General features: G+C 37.9%; 19 protein-coding genes. 4 read left to right on the forward strand and 15 right to left on the reverse strand.

The window, feature by feature from the left end:
• The first annotated feature begins 31 nt into the window (after window positions 1-31).
• The 3 genes from IPM56_09855 to IPM56_09865 all read left to right on the forward strand — a co-directional run bounded on the left by IPM56_09855 (window position 32) and on the right by IPM56_09865 (window position 4,263).
• Window positions 32-1,495, forward strand: a complete 1,464-nt coding sequence (locus tag IPM56_09855) for a serine hydrolase (GenBank protein QQS34575.1) — start codon at window positions 32-34, stop codon at window positions 1,493-1,495.
• Window positions 1,496-1,632: 137 nt separating this feature from the next.
• Window positions 1,633-2,730: a hypothetical protein gene (locus tag IPM56_09860; GenBank protein ID QQS34576.1), complete on the forward strand. Its 1,098-nt coding sequence runs from the start codon at window positions 1,633-1,635 to the stop codon at window positions 2,728-2,730.
• A gap of 12 nt (window positions 2,731-2,742) precedes the next feature.
• On the forward strand, window positions 2,743-4,263 hold the full coding sequence (locus IPM56_09865; GenBank protein QQS34577.1) for a magnesium chelatase: 1,521 nt from the start codon (window positions 2,743-2,745) through the stop codon (window positions 4,261-4,263).
• A 42-nt stretch (window positions 4,264-4,305) separates the two neighbouring features.
• Here the strand turns inward: IPM56_09865 and IPM56_09870 are convergent, their stop codons facing one another.
• Together IPM56_09870 and IPM56_09875 are read right to left on the reverse strand one after the other, a co-directional pair.
• Complete coding sequence (locus IPM56_09870) at window positions 4,306-5,268, reverse strand: T9SS type A sorting domain-containing protein (protein ID QQS38278.1); 963 nt, start codon at window positions 5,266-5,268, stop codon at window positions 4,306-4,308.
• A gap of 2,015 nt (window positions 5,269-7,283) precedes the next feature.
• Window positions 7,284-10,169: a S8 family serine peptidase gene (locus IPM56_09875; GenBank protein ID QQS34578.1), complete on the reverse strand. Its 2,886-nt coding sequence runs from the start codon at window positions 10,167-10,169 to the stop codon at window positions 7,284-7,286.
• 221 nt (window positions 10,170-10,390) lie between these two features.
• Here IPM56_09875 and IPM56_09880 point away from each other — a divergent pair, with 221 nt between their 5' ends.
• Window positions 10,391-11,587, forward strand: coding sequence for a M24 family metallopeptidase (locus IPM56_09880; protein QQS34579.1), 1,197 nt, complete (start codon window positions 10,391-10,393; stop codon window positions 11,585-11,587).
• A gap of 59 nt (window positions 11,588-11,646) precedes the next feature.
• Here IPM56_09880 and IPM56_09885 read toward each other — a convergent pair whose 3' ends face one another.
• The 13 genes from IPM56_09885 to IPM56_09945 form a co-directional block, all read right to left on the reverse strand.
• Entirely contained in the window at window positions 11,647-12,990 is a 1,344-nt protein-coding gene (locus IPM56_09885) for a c-type cytochrome (protein QQS34580.1), read from the reverse strand.
• Window positions 12,991-13,012: 22 nt separating this feature from the next.
• On the reverse strand, window positions 13,013-13,882 hold the full coding sequence (locus tag IPM56_09890; protein ID QQS34581.1) for a protoheme IX farnesyltransferase: 870 nt from the start codon (window positions 13,880-13,882) through the stop codon (window positions 13,013-13,015).
• 17 nt (window positions 13,883-13,899) lie between these two features.
• Window positions 13,900-14,541: a cytochrome c oxidase subunit II gene (coxB, locus tag IPM56_09895; GenBank protein ID QQS34582.1), complete on the reverse strand. Its 642-nt coding sequence runs from the start codon at window positions 14,539-14,541 to the stop codon at window positions 13,900-13,902.
• 11 nt (window positions 14,542-14,552) lie between these two features.
• Window positions 14,553-14,843, reverse strand: a complete 291-nt coding sequence (locus IPM56_09900; GenBank protein QQS34583.1) for a cytochrome C oxidase subunit IV family protein — start codon at window positions 14,841-14,843, stop codon at window positions 14,553-14,555.
• 14 nt (window positions 14,844-14,857) lie between these two features.
• The gene (locus tag IPM56_09905; GenBank protein ID QQS34584.1) at window positions 14,858-15,478 is read right to left on the reverse strand and encodes a cytochrome c oxidase subunit 3; all 621 of its coding nucleotides are present in this window, start codon (window positions 15,476-15,478) and stop codon (window positions 14,858-14,860) included.
• Window positions 15,475-17,133 (reverse strand): cytochrome c oxidase subunit I, encoded by a 1,659-nt coding sequence (ctaD, locus tag IPM56_09910; GenBank protein ID QQS34585.1) that lies wholly within the window; start codon window positions 17,131-17,133, stop codon window positions 15,475-15,477. Before ctaD ends, IPM56_09905 begins: the two co-directional genes overlap by 4 nt.
• A 15-nt stretch (window positions 17,134-17,148) precedes the next feature.
• On the reverse strand, window positions 17,149-17,928 hold the full coding sequence (locus tag IPM56_09915; GenBank protein QQS34586.1) for an SCO family protein: 780 nt from the start codon (window positions 17,926-17,928) through the stop codon (window positions 17,149-17,151).
• An 11-nt stretch (window positions 17,929-17,939) separates the two neighbouring features.
• Complete coding sequence (locus tag IPM56_09920) at window positions 17,940-18,869, reverse strand: cytochrome c (GenBank protein QQS34587.1); 930 nt, start codon at window positions 18,867-18,869, stop codon at window positions 17,940-17,942.
• A gap of 21 nt (window positions 18,870-18,890) precedes the next feature.
• Window positions 18,891-19,919 (reverse strand): quinol:cytochrome C oxidoreductase, encoded by a 1,029-nt coding sequence (locus IPM56_09925; protein ID QQS38279.1) that lies wholly within the window; start codon window positions 19,917-19,919, stop codon window positions 18,891-18,893.
• 139 nt (window positions 19,920-20,058) lie between these two features.
• Window positions 20,059-21,222 carry a DUF3341 domain-containing protein gene (locus IPM56_09930; protein ID QQS34588.1) on the reverse strand — a complete coding sequence of 388 codons (1,164 nt, stop codon included), beginning with the start codon at window positions 21,220-21,222 and terminating at the stop codon, window positions 20,059-20,061.
• Entirely contained in the window at window positions 21,222-22,508 is a 1,287-nt protein-coding gene (gene nrfD / locus IPM56_09935) for a polysulfide reductase NrfD (GenBank protein QQS38280.1), read from the reverse strand. The genes IPM56_09930 and nrfD overlap by 1 nt, the downstream gene beginning before the upstream one ends.
• 83 nt (window positions 22,509-22,591) lie before the next feature.
• Complete coding sequence (locus IPM56_09940; protein ID QQS34589.1) at window positions 22,592-25,681, reverse strand: TAT-variant-translocated molybdopterin oxidoreductase; 3,090 nt, start codon at window positions 25,679-25,681, stop codon at window positions 22,592-22,594.
• Window positions 25,674-25,892 (reverse strand): hypothetical protein, encoded by a 219-nt coding sequence (locus IPM56_09945; protein QQS34590.1) that lies wholly within the window; start codon window positions 25,890-25,892, stop codon window positions 25,674-25,676. Before IPM56_09945 ends, IPM56_09940 begins: the two co-directional genes overlap by 8 nt.
• Between the last annotated feature and the right edge of the window lie 4 nt (window positions 25,893-25,896).

Here is a 25,896-nt window from a genome sequence, read left to right on the forward strand (position 1 = left end):
ATTTTGTATATCAAAATTACATTTGTCTTAAATGAAATTAAATCTCATAAAAATATTTAAAGTATTTGCTGTTGTAAGTCTGATTACGTTCTCACTTCTGCCGCAGGATAAAGGATTATCTCATCTCACAAGGGAATTCGAAAACTATATTTCACTATACCAGAAAAATCTGAGCATCCCTTCTATTTCAGCGGGAATTGCCGCTAATGATAAAATCATTTGGACAGGAGCTAAAGGATATACCGATATTGAAAATTTTGTTCCGGCGACTACAAAATCAGTTTACAGAATTGCGTCAATCTCAAAATCACTTACGGCAATTGCAATACTACAGCTTGCTGAGCAAAAGAAAATTTCACTTGATGAGAACGCTCTGAAATATATTCCATACTACCCTACCAAAAAATGGAAGTTTACAATCAGGCAGCTTCTTAACCATACAGCGGGGATAAGAAATTATAAGTTGGGTGAATTTGATAGCAAAGATAATTATCCATCGGTTCGTGATGCGATTTCTCTGATTATCAGAGATTCACTTGAGTATGAACCGGGAACAAAGTATCTCTATACAACACTTGGTTATAACTTATTAGCAGCAATTATTGAAACTGTAAGTGGAATGACCTACACCGATTATATGGTAAAAAATATTTTTATTCCATCAGGAATGAGTTCAACATTTTTTGAATTTCAAAAAGATATTATTTACTACCGCGCAAAAGGCTATACAAAAAATTCTTACCGTAAATTTCAAAATGCTGCTCTTGCTGATCTTAGTCTGAAGTTCGCCGGCGGTGGAGTAATTTCAACTGCTACAGATCTATTAAAATTTTCAATTGCACTATTGAATGGGAAATTGATTTCACAGCAGTGGATCGATTCTATTAGAGTCCCTGCAAAACTTAAAAACGGAATTTCAGTCGGATACGGACTTGGCTTTTCTATCAGTTCGGATAATAAAGGTCGGGAATACATTTACCATACGGGGAGCGGGACAGGATTTGCATCACAACTACTTATTTATCCAAAAGAAAAAATTGCCGCAGTTCAGCTTATAAACTGTATAGATAGAAATCCGGGAAGACCGGCAATGGATTTAGTACGTTTATATCTACAGGAAGTGATTACTCCGCCTCTCACGCCCGCTTCTGATTACCTGTTGACGGTGACTATGAATTCGGGGATTGATTCAGCTATTACCGCGTTAAAAGCTTTGCAGTTGGATTCATTAAGTAATATCAGAATTAATGAAGACGAACTGATTCTCTTCGGAAACGATCTGTTGAATATCAAAAAAAATGGTGAAGCTATAATCTTATTTAAGTTTGTCACTTCCGCTTTCCCCGAATACTTTAAAGGATACATCGGACTTGGTGAAGCATACCTTAAAGATGGAAACAAAGGACTTGCATTGAGAAATTTCAGGCAGGCACTAAGACTAAATCCTAAAAACAATTATGTTTCCGATATGATAAAAAAACTTGAAGGCGGATAGTCTTAATTCCACTTCGAATTATCACTTTCATTTTAGAAATTAATTCTTATCTTGCAATCACTCCTCGGATAAAAATTTTCTCTAGTTTAATTGAACTTTTAATGATCAAAAATGTTTAGAACATCAGATAGATTACTATGATAGGAATAAGATTTACAGATTACAGACCGGGAAGTTCGGGAGGGAATAAATTTGAAGACCTGCTTAATATTTTTCTTCAGCTTCTGACAATTGCCTCGGGAAATGTCTCCGAAGCGTTAAACTGGCTTAATGAGCTGGATAGGAAATACAATATTACAGACAATGAATATGGTATCGGTAATTTTATTGATGACTTGAAAGAAAAGAATTATATAAAGGAAGACGGTAACACTAACTCATACATACTAACATCAAAAACAGAACAATCAATAAGAAAACAGGCGCTGGAAGAAATTTTTTCCAAATTAAAAAAATCTGCACGCGGCAATCATAAAACCCCATTCAACGGTACCGGTGATGAATCTACTTCAGACAGGCGTGAGTTTAACTTTGGTGATGCGATTGAGCAAATAGATGTAACTGATTCAATTAAGAACGCACAAATAAATCATGGGATAGATGATTTCAAACTGACAGAAAATGATCTTGAAGTTGAAGAGCGGGATTTTGACGCACTTACATCAACAGTACTTATGATAGATATATCCCATTCAATGATTCTTTATGGTGAAGATAGAATAACTCCGGCTAAAAAAGTTGCGATGGCGCTATCCGAATTAATAACTACAAAATATCCAAAAGATACTCTCGACTTGCTCGCATTCGGTAATGACGCCTGGCCGATCAAAATAAAAGATATACCCTATCTGAATGTCGGACCATATCATACAAATACAGTTGCGGGTCTTGAGCTTGCGCTCGATATTCTCAAGAGAAGAAAGACAACTAACAAACAAATCTTCATGATAACAGATGGAAAACCTACCTGCCTTAAGGAAGGCGCACGATATTATAAAAACAGTTTCGGACTGGACAGAAAAATTGTAAACAGAACACTTGATCAGGCTGCACGATGCAGGAAATACGGAATAAGTATTACAACTTTTATGATTGCACGTGATCCATACCTGCAGCAGTTCGTGCGCGAATTCACTAAAACAAATAATGGTCGTGCCTATTACAGCAGCTTGTCTGGTTTAGGTGATTTTATTTTTGAAGATTATATCAGGAACAGAAGAAAAAAATTAAAATAAAACAGGAATCAAATGCAGTTTAGTAAAGAGAAAATAAGTTCTATTAAGACTTTGAGTGAACTGAAGAAAAGCGGATATCAATCAAGGCATATCAAGGAAGAATTAAGAGAAAATTTAATTTCAGCATTACGCAATGATCTTAATCCCTTTGAGGGAATCAAGGGTTATGATGAAACTGTTATTCCGGACTTACAGACGGCAATACTCTCAAGACACAATATCATCCTGCTGGGACTACGTGGTCAGGCAAAAACTAAAATTGCACGGCTGTTAGTCAATCTTCTCGATGAATATATACCTGTAGTTGCAGGTTCAGAATTAAATGACGACCCGTTACTTCCGTTATCACGTCAGGCAAAAGATATTCTTTCAGAGTACGGAGACCAGACGAAAATAGCCTGGCTGCATCGGAGTGAAAGATATACTGAAAAGCTTGCAACACCCGATGTATCTGTTGCCGACCTTATTGGTGATGTTGACCCGATAAAAGCGGCGGCGTTAAAACTACCGTATTCTGATGAACGTGTTATTCATTTCGGATTAATTCCAAGATCACATCGTTGCCTGTTTGTAATCAATGAACTGCCTGATCTTCAGGCAAGAATCCAGGTAGCCCTGTTTAATATTCTCCAGGAAAGTGATATTCAAATTCGTGGATTTAAAGTGCGTATGCCTTTGGATATTCAATTTGTGTTTACCGCAAACCCTGAAGACTATACTAACCGTGGATCTATTGTGACTCCGTTAAAGGATAGAATTGACAGCCAGATACTCACTCACTATCCAAAGAATATTGAAATCTCTGGAGAGATCACTCAGCAGGAAGCACATATTTCTAAAGATCAGATGACAAAGATTGAAGTAAATAATCTTCTGAAAGATATGATAGAACAAATAGCATTTGAAGCCAGGAACAGTGAATATATTGATCCGAAGAGCGGTGTTTCTGCCAGGCTGACGATCTCAGCGTTTGAAAACCTGATCAGTACCGCCGAGCGAAGAATGATTTTGAACAACGAGACGCAAACTTATGCGAGAGTTTCAGATCTTTATGGAGTTATCCCTGCTATCACAGGAAAAATTGAATTAGTGTATGAAGGTGAACAGGAAGGTCCATCGAAGGTCGCGCATATTCTTATCGGCAAAGCAATAAAATCTTTTTTTCAAAAACACTTTCCAACGCCTGAAAGTTTCAAGAAGAATAAAGAATCGAATCCATATAACAGTTTAATTTCATGGTTTGGTAAGGGCAACGTTGTGGATATATTCAATAATGTATCACGGAATGATTATGAAAAATCTCTGAAACAAGTCCCCGGTCTAAAAGAAATTGTTAAAAAGTATGTCAAAGGTGTTGATGAGAATTCAGCTTTTCTTTGGATGGAATTTTTATTACACGGGATGTCAGAGTATTCTCTGCTAAGCAAATACAGGATTGAAACAGGGATTCAATTCAAGGATATGCTAAGCACTATGTTCACAATAAACCAGGATGAACCGGAAGAAGATGATGATGAATTTTTTAGAAAATAAAAAAGCCCCGCATAACGGGGCTTAGTGAATCTTTAATTAGCGTTACTTCAGTAAAACCATTTTTCTTATCTGCTGGAATTCTGATCCATCATTTGAATTAGCACGAAGTTCATAGAAATAAACTCCACTGCTTAACTGTTTTCCTTCCCTGTCACTTGAATTCCAGACGGTTCTATGTACACCTGCATTCAATTGTCTGTTAATAAGTTCAGTAACAACTTCTCCTAGCAGGTTATAAATCACGATTTTTACATCCGCGGATTTCGGCAATGAGAATTCGATTGTTGTTGCCGGATTAAACGGATTTGGATAATTCTGTTCAAGGCTGAATTCTGACGGAAGGATTCCGTTAGGTTCGTCATCAATTCCAGTGACACCATTTGGTGTGAATGCGAGACCTGTAACATTTTTAAAACCAGTAGCTCCTATTGTTGTTCCCACACCTGTGACAGCATCAATACTAATAAAATTATTTACAACTGTTGCTCCACCCGTCGCTCCAAACAGGTTTGCATTCTCATCAAAGAATAGCGCGTTCGTTGCCACATTGAAACCTGTTCTACCAACAAGAGTTGTGTCTCCGGTATTAACATCAACTTTGAATATTCTATCTTTTTGAGCGCCAATGGCAAGATAAATGGCAGCATACAATTCATTTGTCTGAGGATGAAACGCCATCGCATTAATAAAAATCATAGAAGTGCTTACAAGTGTATAATTTCCATTGCTGAGATCAAGATCATAAATTTCTCCTGTTCTTGCTGCTGCATAGAAATTTCCTGTAGTATCAAATGCTATTGCATATAGATCTGGAACCGGGACTTCATAAAGTGTATAAGCATCACCAAGTGTTGCGTTTATCCTGAGAATGCGCGATGATGCAGAATTCGAGCTTAATCCATACATGATATTATCAGATGGATGAATAGCTATACTTTTAATATCCAGAAATAGTGATGAACCTAATAGTGTTCCAATGCCAGATTGTTTATCTAAGGTAAACATTTCACCATTATTTTGTGACCCGGTTGAAGCATAAATTGTCAACCCCAAAGTTTCATTAATTTCAAAGCCTTTTCCTTTTAGCAACACTCCGGAAAATCCGGGAGTATTTGTCGTAAATGGGTACACCTCTGAATATAGTCCAGGAACACTTGGCTGGAAAGTAAATTCAAAATACACACTATCATAGGTACTAATAGTAATTGGTAATGTATGACTGGAAATAAGTTTGAATGGACCAACAGAATCCGGCAATGCTGTGATTACAAAATCATCTTCGCCATAATTTGAAAGTACAAGGGATAATGTATCACTCGTGAATGTTTTTTCTATACTTCCAAAATCAATTGAATCAGCAGATGAATGAGCATAAATCCCTGTGAAAGGGACCATTCGGATTTTACCGACCCAGGTTCCCCAGTTATTTGGTGATGCAACATATTCCGTAAATAACCAGATATTATTTTGATCAACCGGATCGAGCCAGATTCCATTGTAATCACCCCACCGGTTTCGACCACTTCCAAAATCTTTTACATAATTTCCGTTTCCGGGTTTTAAAGTAAATGTTCTTTCAAATCCCGGAGGATCATTTGCCAACCTGGTTGCAAAAAAAGCACCGCAATACTCAGTTTCTCCCGATCTTGAAAATGTTATCGCGACATTGTGATCCTCATCAACAGCAAGGTGATCATAAATGTGCCAGAAGCCAACCTGTCCATAAACATAATCTTCCACAGCCATTGAGTTGGTTACATTGACTTTCAAATACTGTATACTTGAATGCCCCGCCGAAAGTGGATTTCGGACAGAATGCACCAGCCATAAAAATCCATCTCTATAAATTGGTTCATGCCTTAATGCACTTCCACCACCTTCAAGTGGAATTGTACTACCACCTAACTGACTTGCATTCGGTGCCACGTTATAAGTTGAAATACCAACATTAACCCCAGTCAAAACCGGACTTGTTAGTGGGTTTGTTAAAGTATAAACACTAACGGTGTTACTTTGACCATTTGCAAGGTAGACCAGGTTATAACCTGTTGGTTCGCCATAAGTGATTGATGGTCGTATTGTGAAAGTTCCTCCACCACCCGGTCTTGAAATATTCCATATATCCTGCCAGGTTACACTACCTGCTGTGTTAAGATACAATTGAGCCTTTGGAATTACTCTTAACTTAACATATTGAAATTGGTTAGGGTTCGTAAATGTCCACTGATTGGATGATATATATATAGCATCTTTATCAAGACCAACTCCCTGGTAATCTCCCCAGGTATTTGAAACAAAAGTTCCGTTCAAATTTGATGATAACGCCCAATTGTACCACGTGCCTATAGGATCTTCATCATCTGAAACTGAAATGAGATAATAAGCTGATTGTGTCGCTTCGGTCTGTGATAACCATACCATTATCCATCTTTGGTTATGATGATCATACAATACTTTTGGATCAAAAGCTCCTGGTGAAGGAAGAACACTTGAATACCAACCATCGGCTTCAATAGTTTTTAATAAATTTCCTTCCTTATCCCAAATTGAAAAAGAAGTGTTGACTGTGGCAATGATATGATTTGGTCCAACAGCGATATAAGGATCAGGAGGAATTGAATTGGTTTGAGGGATTCCCTGGAAATCATCTAATATTATTGTTTGTTCCCCTGCCCCTCTGCTTTCGGTTCCGGCAAGATCTCCAACAATATTGGAACCATACTCAGGTAATTCATAATCATAATTCACCAGGAACGGTTCTTCCACAACTGGCAATTTATTTTTGGTTGCTCTTTCTATCGGTTGGATGATAGTTGCAACTCTACTAAAGTTATCCGTTGATACTGTTACCCCTGAAGGTACACTTCCAGCCAGTGGTCCTGAATATGAAACCTGGGCTAAAATATTTTGTGTGAGAACAAGTAAAAAGAAAATTAAACCAAACTGATAATACTTTTTCATCCTTCTCCTTAAAACTTATATAATTTGAAAATAAATGATTATAAATGAATTACGCTTTACTACTTTAATAAAAGCATTTTTATAGATTGAGAATAACTATTGTTCTGGTCTTCAGATTTTGCGTTTAATTTACAGAAATATACACCAGACGGTAGTGTGCTTGCATCAAAATTAAATGAGTAGTATCCGGCTGATTGTAATGATAAATTATAATCTCTAACCTTTTCTCCAATCACATTATAAATACTAATTTCAACGGTGCTTGTCATTGGCAGGGCATAACTGATCTTTGTTGTTGGATTAAATGGGTTAGGATAATTTTGTTCTAATATGTAGTCTTGCGGTACACCATTATTATCTGAAAGACTGGAAATAACAACCATTACTGCCTCTGATGTGTCCGATTGTAAAGTTGCATTCTTACAAAGAACTGCATAATAATAAGTACTCCCCGAAACAGACGTTGTATCAGTATAAAATGTTTGATTAGACCCTGCAGAATCAATAATGGAAAGATTAGAAATTGATTCACCTCTGAGAATAAAATATTTAGTTTCTAACCCGGATCTGTCAATCCAGTTTAATAAGACATCTGCGTTAAGGTCGACAGAATAAGATAAACTATCCGGACTGAATAATTTAGTTGTAAAATTCCTGGATGATGAAAAACTGCTTGTCCCAACAGAATTTTTTGCACTTACCCGCCAATAAAGTTTTTTACCCTCAGCAAGTTGACTAGCTGAATAAGAATTTTGAGTGAGAGTTGAATCATTAATAACCAGGCTGGTAAAGATAGCATTATTCGATATTTGAATTCGGTAATTAGTCGCTGATGATGATATTTCCCAGGAGAATTCCTGATTATGTGATTGGTTAAGAGCACCATCTTCAGGTGAAATCAATACAGGGGCATTTGGAATTGCTAAAGTTGTAGTGAAGTATCTAACTTCTGACCAGCTACCAAAACCTCCACTGTTGCCAGATCTTACTCGCCAGAATAATGTGCTTAACGGTGGAAGATTTTCAACAAGTTTGTAAACACCTGCAACCTCATCGTCAAATTCAATCGAATTAAATAGCGAATCAGACGCTACCTGCAATTGATAATACATGCTCTTTGATGATCGTTGCCATTTAAAAAGAACATCAGGGAAAAGATCCATAGTTGCGTTTAGTGGTTCAACAAGATTAACCTGATCAGGAACCGTGACAACATTACCCGAAAGAACTAATGAAAAATTCTGTGAACCATTCGTTAAGGTACCTTTATGAATTACTCTAATTGTATATAAGCCAGAAGTAGGATTAGGAATTACAATTTGCTCGACATTATCCCTGATATTGTCTCCATTAGTTGCAGCTAATGAAGGATCAGCCGGATTTAAAATCCATGGTTGAATTGTTACTGAATTCGGATTAATTACTCTAAGATCCAGATCATTAACCAGCATAATGTTTGTTGGGTTTAACGAAACTGGTGGTGATGTACCTGCAGGATCAATCCAGCAGATTGTAACCTTTAATGGTTCACTACCATTTGACTGAACCTGAAATTCATAGCTGCCTCCCTGTATCAAATTTACTTCGCGTATTTGAGAAGTTGCGCCTAATTCATTATCAAGTTTCATTAACAGAGCAGCTTTATATGTATTCATCAAACCCCAACCAAATGCATAATCCGGACCAGGATTGGCACCTGCTTCATCCGCTGTGTGAATAATTAATGCTTTCATTGTAGAAGATCTGAATGGATTACCACTTCCATATAATTCCGTTTGCTGTTGTAATAATAGCGCAACAGATCCTGAAACGTTAGGTGTGGACATTGAAGTCCCGCTCAAAACATCATAGGCGGTGGTTGAAGTATTTGTAGCAGAAGTTAATCCGATACCATTTGCCACAATATCGGGTTTAATTCTACCATCATCAGTAGGTCCCCATCCACTAAACGAACTCATCGTCACATCTGTGGGTGCACTATAACCGTTAACAATATCACCAACAGCTCCAACTGTCAATGTATTTTTTGCAAGACCTTTCGGATCATTCACGCAATCAAAACCATCAGTGCCGCCATCTCTTTCTCTTGTTACATTTGAAAGCACCCAGCCACCACTGAATACCCAATGTTCAGTGTTCGGACCGGGTCCGTCTCCTCTATCATTTCCTGCACTTTTACAAACTAATAAATTTGGTGCATTCATGAGAAAATTATCCCACGCGCTAGAAGTTGAACTGTAATACCCGAATGAATAATCTTCAGTCTGACTAACAGCAGGATCGCCAAACCAAGCCCATCTTCCATCACCAAAATAATCCAGTCGCCACCCTTCTATAAGACCATAAGAGTGATTTGAAACTTTTAATCCATTTGAAGCGGCAGTTGAAATCTCACCCAAATCGTTATTCGAAGTGTATGAGTTTATGATACTTAAACTTGCCATTCCTTTTGCCATTGAGTTAATGCCTGTCGCAATCATTGTTCCCGCAACATGCGAGGCATGATCCGATGTGCTACCACCTCCGTCTAATTGTGTCACCCTTCCGTTGTATTCCTGATGACTAAACAATGGTGTACCGCCAGCTTCCCATAACCCTAACGTTTGTCCACTACCTGTAAGGCTGAATCCACCAAAGCCATCAGGCCAAACATACCTTGTGGAGATAGTCGCTGCTGCATTAATATTATCTGTCATGTCGTAAACCGGCAGGCCATTTTCAAATCTCTGTAATTCTATTATTGAACCATCTGCTAATTTACTCCTGATTGGAATGTTATAAATAACTGCTAATGATTCAGCCTCAGCTCGCTTTAGATTATACTCATTAGTCATTTGACTGGAAAAATCCGATAACCATCTTTTTTGAACATCGGTTTGAGGAAAAGTATTTGCAGAAACAATTAGCGAAAAGAATAATAAAAAGAATTTAGGTGCTCTATTCATTTAGAACCTCTGGTATTAATCGGTTGAAAAGTGAAATGAAATTAAAAAAATCTTTTTAATTAAGAAACATAAAATGTATCAGCGGGAAATCCTGCCATCATGGTGAAATATTTCGGTATGGCAACTATTCCTAAACTTAACGGGACAGTATGTTAAAATTATCTTAAATTAAAACTACATTTTTTATTTACTTGGTAATCAAATAATCCTTTGGAGTTGAAATGGGAAAATTTAATCTTGAAAAAATTCAATCTATATTAACTAAAGCAAATCTTGACGCATGGCTGTTTTTCGATTTCCGGGGCAGTAATGATCTCGCCCACAATATACTTGATATTCCCAAAGAACGGCACCTTACCAGGAGGTTTTATTATTTTGTTCCCAGGGAAGGAATACCTGTCAAAATTGTAATGGGAATTGAAGCCGGAAACCTTGATCATCTGCCCGGTGAAAAGCTGAAGTACTCAAGTCATGAATCACTTTCAAATCATATCAAGAATACTTTAAAGAATGTTAAATCAATCGCGATGGAATACTCCCCTTTTAACGCTATACCCTATGTTTCCAAAGTGGATGCCGGTACTATAGAGTTCATAAAATCATTCGGTGTGGAAATAAAAAGCAGTGCCGATCTCATTTCAATGTTTGCTGCACTTTGGACAGATGAACAGTTTAAAGACAACAAGCCGGTTAGTTTTGCGTTGACTGATATTGCACATCTTGCATTTAAATTTATCGGAGAGCAATTAAAAGGCGGAAAGAGCATCACTGAATATGATGTTCAGAATTTTATTATGTATGAATTTGAAAAGCGAAATTATTATACGGATCATCCGCCGATTGTTGGGGTAAACGAGAACAGTGCAAATCCGCACTACGCGCCAACTTCTGAAATAAATAAGCCGATAAATAAAAATGATTTTGTTTTGATTGATCTGTGGGCAAAAACATTCAATCCTGATTCAGTGTGGTCTGATATAACATGGACAGGATTTGCAGGCAGCTCAATCCCTGAAAAGTATATCAAGATTTTTAATATTGTTAAGGATGCACGTGATGCTGCATTTTCACTGGTCGAAAAAAGATTTGGTGAAGGAATAGAAGTTCGGGGTTTTGAAGTTGATGGCGCAGCGAGAAATGTTATTGTAAAAGCCGGTTATGGTGAATATTTTATTCATAGAACCGGTCACTCAATCACGGTCGATCTTCACGGCAGCGGTGCGCATATGGATAACTTCGAAACAAAAGATGAAAGATTACTTCTCCCCTTCACATCATTTTCAATTGAACCAGGAATTTATCTGCCGGGAGATTTTGGAGTAAGAAGTGAGATAGATGTTTTTATCTCAGGCGAAGGAAAAGTTATAGCTACCGGCGGTGAAAGACAAAAGGAGCTGATCGCCATTTTAAAAGATTAGTGAAGTTACTCTGCTAATAAAAAAAGCCTGATCAGATGATCAGGCTTTTTTTATTTAATCTATTTCTTCTTCATTTCTTCCAGCAGGTATTCAGCTACAGCCTGCGCTTCCTGCGGTTTTAAACCCGGATTAGGCATGGGCGGAAATGCCGGATCGACCTTTACAGGGTTCCTGATGAATGCAACAAGCTGATTTAGTTTACCTTCATATTTAGGAAGCACATCTTTATGTGCAGGTCCGACAAGTTTAACATCAAAACGATGGCATGCGGCGCATCTGACATCATAAATTTCCTTGCCATTTAATTTTTCAACTCCCGCATCAGTCCCCTTCAATTCAGCAAGATGCACTTCATATTCACTGCTCAGTTTTTTAGATTGAAGTTCAGTCGCGTTTCCCATTGCAAGTTGATCCTGAACTATGATTGCGATTATCGAAAACAAAAGAGCAAAAAATAAATGACCAGAAAATCTTAATTCGCCGTTTCTTATCATTGCATATAAATAGTGGTATGCAAGGAACAACAGCAGCATTCCTATAACTGCGAGTAAGAAAATAAATCCGGAAACTGCTGTAACGGGCAGGAAAATCAGGTTGATAAAAATGAAAAGTGGAATAAGTATGGAAAATGAAAATGTCACTTTGATGGATTGAGTCTTAACATAATCCGAATATTCAGGATTTAAATTTTGTTTTCCGCCATCCCAGTAAAAGAATACAAATAAAATAGTACCGCCGGTTAACGCAAGTGCTGCTGAAGCAAAACTTAAAAGTCGAATTAACGCAGCTGCTGAAAATATCACAGAAAAAATATTCTGATTTTCCCACGAACCGGGATAGAGTGCCAGTGTAAAACCACTCACAAACAACCATATAGCCGCCAGCAGGAATAAGAAACCATATCTTCCAGCCTTCACACTTAAATTAAAAGTACCCCGACTTAATTTTTTTATATCTTCATCAACTGAAGGGTCTGATATATTTACATTTTTTAGCGAATCAAAAATATTGTTGAACGATAATGAATACTTGTACGAATAAATCAGTATCAATCCTACTATTTCAAAAAGTAATGACATTGAAAGAATACTTACAGTCATTACACCGGATTTATGAAGCAGCTGTGCAAAGATTATGATGATGGTTAGCAGAGGCATGATACCAAGAATAACACCTACACTTTTATTGATAGTAACCGTATCAATAATATCTTTTGCAAATTTCAGATACAGTTCATTTCCGTATTTGACGGCTTTTCTTTTGTATAACAATGAAAGAAAGGTACCGCCGAACTCTATGCTGATAAAGGGGATAAATAAAAACAGAATCAACATTAGCATATAATGAAGAAGCTCAATGTGTTCTGCTGATTGCGGCAAAACCAGACTGTCAAGAAAATTCATTTTGTATAACCTGCTGTTACAATTAAAATATTATAAAAAGTTTATCTACTGATAGCAGTACAACCACTGTCAGAGCAAAGATGTTAATCTCCTTAAAAGCAAACCTGAATGACAAAGTTTCCCTCTTCGACATTAAAAACTTAAAGGAATTCCATGACAACCAGCTTCCGGCAATGAACAATCCAAAATTTATTATTTCATTTTGAACCAATCCGAACAATGGAATAAGTACAGATGTTACTGCGGTTGCAATTATCCAGATGAATGTTATCCTCGTCAGTTGATCTTCGGAAAATTTTTGTGTTAAAGTCGGAAATCCTGCGCGTTCATAATCTTTGTCAAGAACCAGTACAAGTAGCCAGAAGTGCGGGATCTGCCAGATGAAAAAGAAGAACGAAAGTATAAAAAGCTGAGGATCAGTAATTAAGCCGCCGCCGGCAACCCATCCCACAGCAGGCGGAATCGCACCCACTAATGAACCCGGAATAATAGCCATTGCGGTCACCTTTTTCAGAGGTGTATAAATAATATTATACCATATAAGATTGAGCAGTCCGAGGATGAGCGCGATCATCCCCGCACTTAAATAAATTAGTAATGAACCTGTTAAAACCAATAATGAAGCAGTCCATAAAGCTTGTCGTTCGCTAATTCTTTTTGATGGAATCGGACGATTTTTGGTTCTATCCATCAATGCATCAGTGAATCTTTCCTGGTAATGATTCACTGCTGCCGAGCCACAAGCAAGCAGAAGCAGACCAAGCGCTGGAAGAATTACGCGGGAATTAATTTCTCCGGCTGCGCTGATAAATCCAAAGACCATGGTAACGGTAACAAAAATTGTTATCCTGATCTTGGTTAACTCTGCTAATATTTTTAATCGACTCTTCAAGCGATAATTAAATTTGATTACTTCGAAACAGTTAATGAATCAATTGCGGATGATTTACCGGCTGTGTCAGCCCAGACTTTGTATTCAGACTCAGCAAGTACCACAACTTTGCTGTACATATAGCTATGATTTAATCCGCAGTATTCTGCACAGGCAATATCATAGGAACCGGTTTCACCTGATTCAAACCAAACGAAACGATCCTGTCCCGGCAGAACATCTTTCTTAACTCTGAAAGCCGGAATAAACAATGCGTGGTTTACATCAAGTGAATTTAAATTAAGTTTTACCGGACGATTAACGGGAACATATAACGTATCAGTAGTTGTACCGTTTTCATATTTGAAAGACCATTTCCACATCTGTGCAGTCACATCAACTTTCAATGAATTCTCAGGAGCCTCCGCCATATCCATATATCCAACCCATCCATACCAGAACATAATTAATACCAATATTGTAGGAATGACTGTCCAGGTTATTTCCAATGCAAGATTACTGTGAACATTTACTGCTTTAGGGTTTCTTTTCCTGTTGTACTTCACAACAAAGAAAATCATTAACGCTGTTATAAGAACCAGGAAAAAAACTGATACAATCAGGACAAAGAGAAATGTGCTGTCAACTGATTCTATAAAATTTGATGGTCCGGCATACATAATTTTTTACCTTAAAAAGAATAATCTGCAAATAGAAGAATAAATGATATTGCAAGAAAAAATATTGCAACCCCGACAAAAATTCTGAAAGCTTTTTGTTCAGATCGAAGATGCATAAAAATTGTCAGCACTAAGTAGGTTTTAACTGATGCTATAACCAGCGCGGTGGCGACCGTCAGTGCGCCGAAATTAATCCCCGCAACAGCAACTGTAATTGAAGTCAGTGCCATTAACGCAAGCCAGACGAGGATATAAATTCCGTATCCATGTCCGTGCTCAGCATGTTGTTCATGATTTTCCATCTGCTAAAACATCCTTAAGTTATTAAGTAGAATAATGGGAATAAGAATATCCAGATAATGTCGACAAGGTGCCAGTAAAGTCCTGCTGCTTCAAGTTTTACATAACTATCCTGGCGGATGACACCGTTCTTTGTCAGTCGTGTCATAAAACCTATTAATACCACACCGATTATTACGTGTAGTCCGTGCAAGCCTGTCATCACATAATACAAACCGAAGAATAAAATTTCTCCCTGACTTTTAGCAAGAAGCTCCTCGCCACCCGGAAAGATACCGTGATGAATTTTTGCCGACCATTCAAAATATTTATTAACCATAAAACCGAGTGCAAGTACAATGGTAAGCAATTGAAAGAAGATTGAAAGATTCCTGTTATTCTTTTGAATCGCCGCTATTGATATCGCCATTGTTAAACTGCTTGTGAGTAATATGGCGGTATTGAACATACCGATAATAGTATTCAACTCTTTTGCAGCAAGATGAAACGCATCCTGGTTAACGAAGCGGTAAACAGAATATAAAAAGAACATACCTCCGAAAAGAAGTAACTCTGTGAACAGGAACAACCACATTCCCATCTTTGCGCCGATATCGTCCCTGTGAACGTGAGCAGCGGCGTGTTCTTGTGTACTCACTTTGCCTCCTTTTCAAGTTCTGCAAGATCATTTTCCCTGTACTCATACGGACGCTCAGTAACTACAGGTATATCATCAAAATTTTCTAAAGTCGGAGGAGTTTCAACTTTCCATTCAAGTGTTTCTCCACCCCAGATGTTCCATTTAGTAATTGTTTGTCCTTTACGCATCGACACTATCAGATTGGTGAACATTATTATTAACCCAAGAACGAGTATCCATGAACCAACTGTTGACGTAAGATGATAAGGTTGAAATTCAGGAAGATAGTCATAATATCTTCTCGGCATACCAAGCCAGCCCATAACAAACATCGGGAAGTAGAGTACATTGAATCCAACAAACACAAGCCAGAAGGCAACTTTAGCTACTTTCTGATTATACATCCTCGCGAACATTTTCGGCAGCCAGTAATGCAACGCGGCAAATATTCCAAAACCTGTTCCGCCAAACATCACATAATGGAAGTGCGCAACTATGAATGAAGTATCATGCACCTGGATATCAATCGATAAAACGCCTTGCATAATTCCTGTTAATCCGCCGATTGAGAACAGAAATATAAAAGCGAGTACATATAACATCGGTGGAGCCAGTTCGATTGAACCTTTATATAAAGTAGCCGTCCAGTTAAATACTTTGATCGCACTTGGTATTGCGACAATCATAGTTAGTAATGAAAAGATGAACTGACCTGTATTGCTCATTCCAGCAGTAAACATATGATGCGCCCATACAAGTGAACCAAACAATGCAATGGCGATACTTGAGAAAGCAATAAATTTATAACCAAAAATTGTTCGTCTTGCAAAAACAGGAATGATCTCAGAAACAATTCCCATCGCAGGGAGAATCATTATATATACCGCCGGATGTGAATATATCCAGAACAAATGCTGAAACAATACAGGATCGCCGCCGAGTGATGGATCAAATAATCCTACGCCCAGCCATCTTTCAATAACTACAAGAAGTAAAGTAATACCGATGATTGGTGTAGCTAACACCTGAACCCACGCTGTTGCATAGAGCGACCATGTAAACAAAGGCATTTTAAACCATGTCATTCCGGGAGCGCGTAACCTGTGTATTGTGGTTACAAAGTTTAATCCTGTAAGTATTGATGAGAACCCAAGTATGAATGCTGCGAACATGGTGAACATTACATTAGTTCCGGTTCTTACGCTGTAAGGAATATAGAATGTCCAACCTGTATCAGCAGGTCCGCCGGGTAATAAGATTGAAAGAATAGCTAACAAACCTCCCGCGACATATAAATACCATGAAAGCAAATTCAGTCTTGGGAAAGCAACATCTTTTGCGCCGATCATTATCGGTAAAAAGAAGTTACCGAATACTGCAGGTAAACCCGGTATTACAAAAAGGAAAATCATTATAACTCCATGCAGTGTGAATATGGAGTTATAAGTTTGCGGATCCATTATTGTGCGACCGGGAGCTATCAGTTCAAGTCTCATTAAAAATCCGAATGTTACACCTACTGCAAAGAATACCATCAATGCGATAAGGTATAATATCCCTATTCTTTTATGATCAGTTGAAAGAACCCAGCCGAGAAATCCCGTATGCTTTCCTTTATAATCAAGGTAGCTGACGTATCCGTTTTTATTTGTGGAAATAGCTTCACTCGACATAAAAAATCGACCTCGTTAACTTTTTCTTTTCTTTGGTTTAATTACTACAAAAATTAAAAATGCACCTACAAGTATCAGTATTCCGGCTCCGAATATTCTTGTAAGATTCAAAACGTATGTTTGTCCTTCAGGGTTGTAGCTGAAACAGAACTGAAGAACTTTTGCAATTGTCGGGGTTGTCTTACCTTCTGAGGCTTCTATTACAGCCATCTTAAAATCAAAAGGAAGAATCCCATAACCTTTGCTTTTTGAATAAGCCGGAAACAGGTAGCGTGATATTTTTCCTTCCGGTGATAAAAATATCAGTGCGCCTGTGTGAACAAAATCTTTTCCTTCACGTTTGAAATAAAATCCGCAAGCATCTGCAAGCTGTTTTATATTCAGGCTGTCACCTGTAAGAAACAACCATGATGAATCAGGAAAATTTTTATCAATCAAAGCTGTGAAAGTATTTTTTTTCTCTGATGCAATTTGCGGAGTTTCAAACTCATCTATACTTAAAGTTATTATCCTGTAGTCTTTTCCCGGAACCAGTTCAGAATTATTAACAACATCAGATATTTCCGCCATCAAAGGATGACAAATTCCCGGGCAATTGTAATACACAAATGCAAAAACAACCGGTGAATTTATTAGCTCACCAAGCTCAACACTATTTCCATTTTCATCACTAAAAACAAGCTCTTTAGGTACTATTTTGCCTAACTGTTCATCAATCCCTATTTCTATTTTTTCAGGGGAAGAAGCAGCTACTTCAGTAATACAAAACAATATCAGTACAAATACTATCCTCATTGAACGAACTATTACAACGTCCTGCTTAAAAAGTTAAACAATGTATTCCATTCACTCTTATTCAAACCAGCCACTGAAGTTTTAAAACCATTTTGATTTACGTTTGCGATTACAGTCTTAATAAAATTTTCTTCACTGTTTTTCCAGTTTAAAGAATTATTTAGTGATGATAATGCTTTGACCGGATCAGAAGTAACATCAAGGAACAACTTGCTGCCGGTATCAGTGCTGTTTGATTTTATCTGTTCAATTGATTTCTCAATTCTGTTCTGAACTTCTGACTCCTTTTTAGTTATCAGTTCAACAGCAGATTTGACGGGAATCTGTGCAGCTATCTCAGTGCCTTTTGAAAGACTATATAACTGATCCATTGCAAGCAGTTCATCATTTGTGTTTGCTTTTGCATCTGAAACAAAAGTTGACCTGATATAGTGAGCAAGAGCAATTCTTTCCTCAGGAAGCATGAAGTTATAAGAAATCATTCCGCTTCCCGCGATACCTTCTTCAAGGGACTGATATATTCCGGTTAATGTGGAACCGTTTTTCCAGTTTTCACTTACAGTAAAATTTCTTGGTGCGGGATTAAGCCCAACAGAACCGGGTCCGGTGCCTGTTCCTTCTTCTCCGTGACAGGTTGAACAACTTGCGGAAAATAAAGTTTTCCCTTTAGCTATTAACTCAGGAGTTGGTACACTTAATTTTATTATATCAATCGGCGGAACTGATTTTGCCTCAACGATACTCAGGTCATTCACAACAGTTGTATCCGGAAGCAAAGGAGGAACAACCTGTCGCGCTACATTGTTAATCTGACCGAGATAGTAAATCCCTATTCCCGTACCTAGAACCAGAATGTACGGATACAAAAGTCCGAAAAGTCTTCCAGGATTTTCAGAAATCATCTCTATAATTATTTTAATATTTATATCAGGTTTATTCATAAGAAAAAAATACTCCTTGAATCAAAGATGGAAATTCAATCCTCTTTCAAGTTTTGGATCTCCTACAGGAATTAAGTTGGTCTTTTTAACTCTTTCATTGAATACTATCATAATCAGTCCGGCAAATGCAACCGGGAAAGCAATATCCATCCAGCTAAATACGCTAACTGTGTTTTCAGATTTCATATTTGGAATTATAAGCCAATAGTAGTCAACGAACTTTGCAATTAGCAGCCATACCGCAACAAATTTTAATTTCTTAGGATCCATCTTTGCAGGTTGTGATAACAAAACTATATATGGTACTACAAAATTCATAATGATCAACAGTATGGAAACATAAGCCCAGATACCATCCCATCTATGAAGGAACCAGAAAGTTTCTTCGGGAAGATCTGCATACCAGATTAGCATGTACTGAGAGAAAGCTATGTAAGCCCAGAAGTTGATAAACGCAAATAACAATGCACCGAGACTGAACAAATGATCGTTCGTCAAACGCGAAGAGAGGTATCCTTTTTCTTTTAAATTTACAACGAGTATTGTAACCGCTGATAATGCAGCTACAACGCTACCTGCAAAATAATAAACACCGAATATTGTTGAGAACCAATGCGGTTCAAGACTCATCATCCAGTCAACCGCGGCGATAGTAATAGTTATCGCAAAAAGCGGGATGAATATTGCAGATAGTTTAATGTTTCGTTTTGTCAGAAGCTGCTCACCTGTAGTATCCTGCTTCCTGGAATTCCTTGTAAGCACAACATAAAAAAGACCCCACAATGCAAGACATACAAACACACGGAAAATGAAAAATGTAACGTTAAGATATGGTGCTTTGTGTATAAGTAATTTGTCATCACCAGGGTGAGTCCAGTGAAACAGATTACTAAGATTAAGAAGCAGCGGAATTGAAAGAATTATCAGCACAGGAATTAATGATGCAAGATGTTCAGGTATTCTTCTGATCGGAGTACTCCAGTCAGCACCTGCTACATATTCCAGTGCAACCAGGAATAAAGACCCAACTCCAATGCTCATCAATAACATAAAAGCTACAAGATAACTGAATGAAGCACGCGAACTATCAACATAAAATCCTATTCCGCCAATTACTGCGCCTGCTATTAATAAAATCCATCCTGTTCTTGAAAAACTTTCAGGAAGATTTTTTTTCTGGTATCCGGTATTAGTTTGCGACATTTGTAGCAGACTCCTTTTTAACTACTTGTAAATCAGATTCATCGGCATTTTTTGCTTTTTGTAAAGCACGGACATAATTCACAATTGCCCATCGTTCATCCCTTGTTACCTGCGATGTATATGAAGGCATTGTATTCTGTCCGTTTGTTATGATATGATAAATCATACCATCTGAAAAATCTCTCGCACGTTGTGAGTGAAGTGTCGGTGGATTAGGGAACTGTCCTCTTAGCCTGCTGTCGCCATCTGCAAAATTTCCGTGACAGGGACTGCAGTATGTTAGAAATTTTCTTTTACCAAGTTCAAGATTTTCCTTAGTCGGAAGAAATGGATTACTTAAAACTTCAACCGGGTTTGTTTCACCAGTATAAGGATATGGAATGTAGCCTCTAGCAACTGTACCTTTAACAGGTGTCCTCATTCCCCTGCCGTCAGAAAAGAACTCACTTTTTTCCTGAGGGATTAATTTATCCTGTTCCATCATCCAGTCGAATGGATCTAAATATAAAGCTTTGTTCAATGTAACATAAGTTCCGCCGCTAACTACAACAGCTACTGCAACAAGAAACATAATGAACCGCGGTTCAAATAATGCGTATGATTCTTTTTCTTTTTCATAAACATCATTTATTTCTTTGCTTCCCAATTCAGTGAACAATGAACGGACGGATGATTCACTAAATTTAGGATCATCAGAAAAGATAACAACACCGTAAGCATCCATTGATACTCTCTTCATATAGTCGGTATCGTGCAGAGGATTGTTATTATCCGGGAATTTAAAAAAGAATGTCAGCATTCCGATAACAGTAGAAAGAGTTGCCAATAAAACTGTAACCTCAAATGTTACAGGAATAAAAGCAGGGAGCGAGAAAAATGGTTTACCGCCGATAACCATCGGGTATTCAACTGACATTGTCCACCACATAAGCAATAACGCTAATGCTGTTCCGGACAAACCAAATGTAAGAGTAATGAATCCCAGTTTTGAAGGTTTCAATTTCATTGCAGCATCCATACCGTGGACAGGATAAGGAGTATGGACATCATAATTAGTGTAACCTTCATCCGACACACGTTTGGCTGCTTTAATTATCGCGTCGGGAGAATTATACAGACTCGAAATTCCGAATAGTTTTTTATTATCCATCAGTGATGCCCTCCATTACGGCTTGGCTGAGCACCTTCAGCTACAGCTTTTATTTCTGCTATTGATACAACAGGTAAAGCTTTTGTGAATAATATCACGAGTGTAAAAAATAATCCGAAACTTCCGATAAGAATTCCGACATCATAAAGTGTAGGGATAAAATATCCCCAGCTTGATGGCAAAAAGTCGCGGTGTAATGAAGTAACAGTTATCACAAATCTTTCGAACCACATACCAACGTTTACAAGTATTACGATAAAAAACATTGCAGGGACTGATCTTCTTATCTTCTTAAACCAGAATAACTGAGGTGAGATTACGTTACAACTAACCATTATCCAGTAAGCCCACGCATAAGGACCCATCGCGCGGTTGATAAAAACAAATAACTCTGCCTGTACTCCGCTGTACCAGGCAATGAAAAACTCCATCGCGTATGCATATCCAACCATCATACCTGTGGCAAGAATAACTTTGTTCATCTTTTCAAGATGATCCATAGTTATGAGTCTTTGGAGATCAAATATCTTTCTTACAACTAAAAGAACAGTTACAACCATTGCAAAACCGGAGAAGATAGCACCAGCGACAAAGTACGGCGGGAAAATTGTTGTATGCCAGCCTGGTATTATCGATACAGCAAAGTCGAAACTCACAATTGTATGTACTGAAAGAACAAGTGGAGTTGCAAACCCTGCAAGAAGTACATAAGCTTTTTCATAATGCTGCCAGTTGCGGTGTGAGTGTCTCCATCCTAAGCTGAATATAGAATAAATTGTTTTTCTGAAAGTAGCGGTTGTCCTGTCGCGCATAGTTGCAAAATCCGGAATCAAACCTATGTACCAGAAAACAAGTGAAACAGTAAAGTATGTTGATACTGCAAAAACATCCCATACTAATGGTGAAGTAAAGTTAACCCATAATCCATGTTGATTCGGATATGGAAACAAGTATCCACCCAACCACGGTCTTCCGGTGTGGAGTACCGGGAACATAGCCGCGCAGATAACGGCAAAGATTGTCATCGCTTCTGCGAAGCGAGCTATGCCTGTTCTCCATTTTTGCCTGAGTAAAAACAAGATTGCAGAGATGAGTGTTCCTGCGTGACCGATACCAACCCAGAACACAAAATTAGTAATTGCGAATCCCCATCCCACAGGTTGATTGTTACCCCAAAGTCCAACACCATAAAGCAATGTCAATGTCACACAAATAACTCCGAACAGCAGTGCACTACCGGAGATAGTCAGTGCCATAAAGAATTTTTTATCCGGTTTGGAATCCATCGGCTTCGCGATGAGATTTTCAATCTCCGCTAACGATAGCCTGCCTTCAATAACCGGAAGTTCTTTCGAATAATCCACGTTCACTATACTTCCTCCGAATGAGTGTTTCTTAATTTAGCTATATAGGTGACATTCGGTTTCACATTCAATTCCTCTAATACATAATAACCCAATTCATGATTTCTATACTTATAAAATTCACTGTCAGCATCATTTATATTTCCAAATTTGATTGCGTTAGTACCACAAGCTTCCTGGCAGGCGGTCTTAACATCCGAACCTTTAAGTACGCGGTTTTCTTTCACCGCATCTGATTTAGCTTCTGAAATTCTTTGTATACAGAACGTACATTTCTCCATAACACCGCGTGACCGTACAGTTACTTCCGGATTGTAAACCAGGTTGAATATATCCTGTTCCTGGAAGTTATTGTTAAAATGATCACGAAAGTTAAAGTAGTTGAATCTTCTAACTTTGTAAGGGCAGTTGTTTGAACAATACCTTGTTCCGACACACCTGTTATAAACCATTTGGTTCAATCCATCGGGGCTATGATTTGTTGCCACTACAGGACATACGTTTTCGCACGGCGCCTGATCACAGTGCTGACATAACATCGGTTGAACAGATACTTTTGGATCTTCGACACTTCCTGAAAAGTACCGGTCAATCCTCAGCCATTGCATCTCCCTACCTTTGTCAACCTGTTCTTTTCCAACAACAGGAATATTATTCTCTGCAACGCATGAAACTATACATTCAGCGCATCCTGTGCATTTATTTAAATCGATTGACATTCCCCATTTCATTCCGGTATAAGGATGCGGATCATAAACACTTTCGAGTTCATGCTCTTTTTCATGAAGAAAGTGAGGATCCTTTTTGTATTTATTTACTGTTCCTTCCTGAATGATTGCGCGCTTCAGATGAAGATCTTTGAGTTGTTCGTTGTCGAAGGAATGATGTTCCTGAGTTGTAACAATTTTATAAACATCACCTGTTTTAGATACCGAGTCTGTGTTATAAATCCAGGGAGAAATCCCACCATCTTTAGCTAACAAAGCAAGTGAATTAAATCCTGTACCGGTACCGATTGTTCCTGCAGCAGATCTTCCATAACCAGATTCAACTGTTATAACATTGTCTGCAGCTCCCGGTTGAATATAAACCGGAACAGTTAGCTTACGACCATTAATATTGATCTCTATTTTATCATTCATCTTCGCCCCAAGTTTATCAGCGGTTGACTGAGAAACCGAAGCATAATTGTCCCATGTTACTTTTGAAACCGGGTGAGGAATCTCCTGAAGCCATCCATTATTCGCCATTGAACCATCGCCTAAAGTCATGCTTTCTTTTATGACAATAGTAAAACCTGATGAACTGTCACTTCCGAGTCCTGAGAATGCTGAAAGATTAAAACTGCCAACGCTGGAATTAATCTTTTGAGTGGTAACAACTCCATCATGTAAAACTGCAGGCCAGAATTGTTTGAAACTTAATCTTGAATCGACTGGCGGGTATAAATCTTTTTCCCAATTAGCCAGCAGGTAAGAATGGAATAGTTCTTCAGAATATGATGAAGATTTTCCATCTATCCATGTTAACAGAACCGCTTCTTTCTGTCGTGTTTTATAAATCGGAGAAATTACCGGCTGCTGAAGTGAATAGAAACCTGTCCTGGTTTGCGCATCACCCCATGCTTCAAAGTTATGATTGATAGGCAGTACATACTGAGATACAACCGTCGATTCATTCTCGCTTGTGCTCAGACTAATTACTGTCCCTGCTTTTTGAATTGATTCAGCATAATTCAAATCAGATGGCAGGTGAAAAACAGGATTTGAATCAAAATGAATAACAGCAGCAACACTTCCTGAATTCAAGGAATTGATCAGCATCTGCCAATCGGTATTTGATGATAGCGGCATCAGATCAACTTCCGACGAATCATCTTTGTACAGAGTTTTATTTCCGAGCAGATCATTTAAAAGATTTACTGCAATGTGAGTTTTCTCAGGAAGCATTCTTCCGGCATAAACAATTGATTTACCCCGGTTTGATAAAAGATCACTAACAAGATGATTGACTGCGTCAGCGGGAAGTGTATTTTTTTCTATAAATGTTTTCAGTGAATAGTTTGATAAGAATGAAGGGACACCTGCAACACCCTTTCTTCCGATTTCATTAAGAAGTGAAAGTACAAATTCATATTGAACCGCCGGAGATAACCTTAATCTGTAATCAGCATTAATTCCTGTAAGACTTAAATTTGATTCGACAACATATAGCCTGTTGAACTTATCAAGATTATTTACGTCTCTTCCTTCAGAATATAATCTAGCTGTTTCAACCCTATGTCCGTCCGATCCAAGGAAATCAGAATCAAGTGCCACGATGACTTTGGCTTCATTCCATTTTAACAAAGGAAATTTACTAGTGCCGTAGCATTTCTGCCATGCTGAGTTCCTTATTCCTTCATTGAACACTTCATAAGAATAAATTTTTGTGGTAGGGTATTTTCTTGCAAACTCATCAAGAACTTTTTTTGTTGTCGGCGAGAATATCTTTTTAGCAACAACAGCAATTTCTTTGCTGCCGGCTTGAGCAAGAACAGCGGTAATTTCAGAATCTATTTTCTGCCAATCCGCTTCATTAAAACCCATCATCCCGTTTTTAACAAGCGGCTTCTGAAATCTTTCCGGATCGTACAGACCAAGAATTGATGCCTGACCTTTTGAACAAATCTTTCCGGCACTTACAGGATGATCGGGATTACCATCTACTTTTATTGGTCTCCCTTCCCTTGTCTTGATTAAAATACCGCAAGCTTCTGAACACGCAGTACATGTCGAGGCGTAGTAATTTGCTTTACCGGGAGTAATTTCTTCGGGCTTATTGTTGTAAGGTACGATTTCTCCTTTATCACGATAATCAGCGCAGCCAGCACCTGCAAGTGCGGCTGACGCACCAATCAATGCAAGAAATTTTCTTCGTGATAACCCGGAAAGTTTGGAAGGATTAAATTCGTCAGTGACACCTTCTTTAAATTCATGCTGTTTGGCTTCAAGTGATTTCGGTTCTTTATAAAGTTCCTCTAAACTTCGCCAGTAATTAACATCAGGTGACTGATCTTTTCCCGTAATTTCCGGTTGATTATGATTATCAGTCATTTTTTACCCCTGATTTATTTCGTACAACAGCTGATGGGTTAATATTTATTTTAATATCGTTTTTACTGACAGGAATTTGCGACTTTAAAAAATTCAATGGTAAATTTTTAAGTGCAAAAAAAGAAATAACACCTGCACCTAATGATGTAAAGAATTTTGTTCTCTTCATACCGGTTCTGATTTTAGATTTTGTTGAATGTTCAATTTTCATTTTT

The sequence above is a fragment of the Ignavibacteriales bacterium genome (assembly GCA_016700155.1).
Taxonomy (GTDB): domain Bacteria; phylum Bacteroidota; class Ignavibacteria; order Ignavibacteriales; family Ignavibacteriaceae.

Coding starts and splice junctions, on each gene's coding strand:
- IPM56_09865 (QQS34577.1), top strand. CDS start 2,743: ATGCAGTTTAGTAAAGAGAAAATAAGTTCTATTAAGACTTTGAGTGAA.
- IPM56_09940 (QQS34589.1), bottom strand. CDS start 25,681: ATGACTGATAATCATAATCAACCGGAAATTACGGGAAAAGATCAGTCA.
- IPM56_09925 (QQS38279.1), bottom strand. CDS start 19,919: ATGTTATTGATGAGCATTGGAGTTGGGTCTTTATTCCTGGTTGCACTG.
- IPM56_09860 (QQS34576.1), top strand. CDS start 1,633: ATGATAGGAATAAGATTTACAGATTACAGACCGGGAAGTTCGGGAGGG.
- IPM56_09885 (QQS34580.1), bottom strand. CDS start 12,990: ATGAATTTTCTTGACAGTCTGGTTTTGCCGCAATCAGCAGAACACATT.
- IPM56_09880 (QQS34579.1), top strand. CDS start 10,391: ATGGGAAAATTTAATCTTGAAAAAATTCAATCTATATTAACTAAAGCA.
- IPM56_09930 (QQS34588.1), bottom strand. CDS start 21,222: ATGGATAATAAAAAACTATTCGGAATTTCGAGTCTGTATAATTCTCCC.
- IPM56_09945 (QQS34590.1), bottom strand. CDS start 25,892: ATGAAAATTGAACATTCAACAAAATCTAAAATCAGAACCGGTATGAAG.
- ctaD (QQS34585.1), bottom strand. CDS start 17,133: ATGTCGAGTGAAGCTATTTCCACAAATAAAAACGGATACGTCAGCTAC.
- IPM56_09900 (QQS34583.1), bottom strand. CDS start 14,843: ATGGAAAATCATGAACAACATGCTGAGCACGGACATGGATACGGAATT.
- IPM56_09855 (QQS34575.1), top strand. CDS start 32: ATGAAATTAAATCTCATAAAAATATTTAAAGTATTTGCTGTTGTAAGT.
- IPM56_09870 (QQS38278.1), bottom strand. CDS start 5,268: ATGTTTACCTTAGATAAACAATCTGGCATTGGAACACTATTAGGTTCA.
- nrfD (QQS38280.1), bottom strand. CDS start 22,508: ATGGATTCCAAACCGGATAAAAAATTCTTTATGGCACTGACTATCTCC.
- coxB (QQS34582.1), bottom strand. CDS start 14,541: ATGTATGCCGGACCATCAAATTTTATAGAATCAGTTGACAGCACATTT.
- IPM56_09920 (QQS34587.1), bottom strand. CDS start 18,869: ATGAATAAACCTGATATAAATATTAAAATAATTATAGAGATGATTTCT.
- IPM56_09875 (QQS34578.1), bottom strand. CDS start 10,169: ATGAATAGAGCACCTAAATTCTTTTTATTATTCTTTTCGCTAATTGTT.
- IPM56_09915 (QQS34586.1), bottom strand. CDS start 17,928: ATGAGGATAGTATTTGTACTGATATTGTTTTGTATTACTGAAGTAGCT.